Origin of the sequence: Nonomuraea zeae (assembly GCF_005889725.1) — a bacterium.
GTDB lineage: Bacteria > Actinomycetota > Actinomycetes > Streptosporangiales > Streptosporangiaceae > Nonomuraea > Nonomuraea zeae.
In genome coordinates, this window is sequence record NZ_VCKX01000612.1 from 1 (window position 1) to 2277 (window position 2277).

2 protein-coding genes are annotated in these 2277 nt (G+C 66.4%); one reads left to right on the top strand and one right to left on the bottom strand.

What is annotated here, in order from left to right; all coding sequences use genetic code 11:
• Positions 1–125: 125 nt before the first annotated feature.
• Positions 126–740 carry an ArsR/SmtB family transcription factor gene (locus ETD85_RS61745; RefSeq protein ID WP_138699009.1) on the bottom strand — a complete coding sequence of 205 codons (615 nt, stop codon included), beginning with the start codon at positions 738–740 and terminating at the stop codon, positions 126–128.
• Positions 741–815: 75 nt separating this feature from the next.
• Between ETD85_RS61745 and ETD85_RS61750 the strand changes: the two genes are divergently transcribed.
• A partial coding sequence (locus ETD85_RS61750; RefSeq protein WP_138699010.1) for an MFS transporter occupies positions 816–2277 on the top strand: 1462 nt, incomplete at its 3' end.

Consider the following 2277-nt stretch of genomic DNA (forward strand, 5'->3'; position numbering starts at 1 on the left):
CCCTGCAGAACGCCCAACCCTCGAAGGCCCCAACCCCGAACAGTCTCAATTCCGGAGCGGGCGACTCAACCTGAGCAATCCACCAGATGGCACAGCCTGCGCCCTTACACTCCCCTGCCGATCACTCACCGCGCATCGTGGTCTTCGGTAGGCAGCCCCGGCGCCGCCCTCTCATAAACCGGAAAGAGATTGACCTGGGCCTCGACGATCCTTGCCCCACCAGGCGCGACCTCCTCGCTCCGATGCCGCGCGGTATAAGGCTCGAGCAACTTCGCAATCGTCTCGTTGAGCTGCGCCATCTCCTCAGCGTCGATCCTGAGCCGGTGCCGGCTGAAGCGGGTGGCATCACGCCACTCCTCAGGCTCCCTGTCGACATTGGACAGAGCCAGGTGAGCCTGCTCATTCGCCTCCCGACGGATCGCCGCGATCAACGCGACCTTGGCATCACGCACCTCCGGCTGATCTCCAGGCTGAACCCCGACCGAGATCGACTGGCCCACGGACTGCCACAACCGCTCCCTGCCATCCCCGCGCGGCGGCGCATCTTCGACGAATCCGTACTTGGCCAGCATCCGCAAGTGATAGCTGGCCGCACTGGGCGTAATCCCCGCGATCTCCGCCACCTCGGTGGCGGTGGCGCTGCCCTGAGTGCTCAGCCGGTCCAGAATCATCAGCCTCGCCGGATGAGCCAGCGCTCGCATCGCTTTGGGATCACTGACCCACTCACTCTCCCGCGTCATGCGCCAACGGTACCGGCACCGGTCATCCGATGTGAAGTATTGCCTTCATAACTGTGAAGGGTTACCTTCATAGTTATGAAGCGTTCCCTTCACAACGGACCGGCTACGCCCGGGACGCCCTCCGCCCCTTCCGCCGGCACCACACTCCCCACCTCCACGGCATCCCAGGTCATCCCGACCCCGCCCCAGGCCGCGAGCAGCGACATCGCTACACCAGCCCCCGAGCCGATCCCCCTCAGAAAGCAGCGCGACTACCGCCTGCTCTGGACCGCCCGCACGATCTCGATCACCGGATCAGAGGTCTCCAAGCTCGCCATCCCCCTGACTGCGATCACCTTGCTGGCCGCCTCCCCGTTCCAGATGGGACTGCTGACCGCCGTCGCCTCGCTGCCCGCCCTCTTGTTCGGCCTCCAGTCGGGCGCCATCGCCGACCGGCTCATCCGGCATCGTCCCCTGATGATCGCTTGCGAGCTCGTCTCCTGCGCGGCGGCCGCGACAGTCCCCATGGCCTGGCTCCTCGGCCTCCTGAACGTGCCCTGGCTGATCATCATTGCCCTGGTGATCGGCACAGCCGGCGTGCTGTTCAAAGCCGCCAATTTTCCCCATCTGGCAGCCGTCGTCTCCCCCGCACAGCGGACGGAGGCCATGGCCGGTTTCCACGCCTCCTACTCGGTGGCCTCAGTCAGCGGTCCCGGCCTGGCCGGCCTGCTGGTCCAGATTCTCACCGCCCCGCTGGCCGTACTGGCGGAGGCGCTGTCGTTCCTGACCTCTGCCCTGCTGCTTCGTAAAATCCGAACCCCCGAGCAGAACGAGCCCGCCGCCACCCGGGGCATGTGGCGCGACGTCGTGGAAGGCCTGAGGGCCTGCGTCACCCATCCCATTCTGCGCGCGTTGCTTGGCGCGGGCGTGACGATCAACTTCTTCGCAACGGCGTACGTGGCTGTCTACATGCTCTACATGGTGAACACGCTCGGCATCCCCAAGAGCCTGATCGGCGTACTCATCGCTCTGGGCGGCGCAGGGGGCCTGCTGGGCGCCTGGATCACGACCCGCCTGTCCAAGCGCTACGGCGAGAACCGGATCCTGCTCATTTCAGTGATCTTCTTTCCGGTGGAAATCCTCGCGGTGGGCCTGATCGACGGCCCGCTCTGGTGGAAGCTCTCCCTGCTCGCCATCACCGGCACGATGAGCGGCGCCGTTGTCGTCGCCTTCGCCACCTGCATGGGAGCGATCAGCCTTCGCGAAACCTCGCCGGAGCTCCGCGGTCGGGTGAACGCCACCATGACGTTCGCGGTCCAAGGCGTCATCGCCCTTGGCGGCCTCGCCGGCGGCGTACTGGCCGAGTTCGTGGGCCTGCGCCAGGTGATTCTCATCAGTGCGCTGGGCGTGGCCACGAGCGCCATCTGGATCTGGACCTCTCCCCTCCGCCAGAACCACCGCCGCCCGTCGACGTGCTCGGCGAACAGCCGCAGCGCCGTGTCGATCTTCCCGCCGGCTTCGGGCGTGAAGCGGCCTTCCACCGCCGACAGGCGGGTCG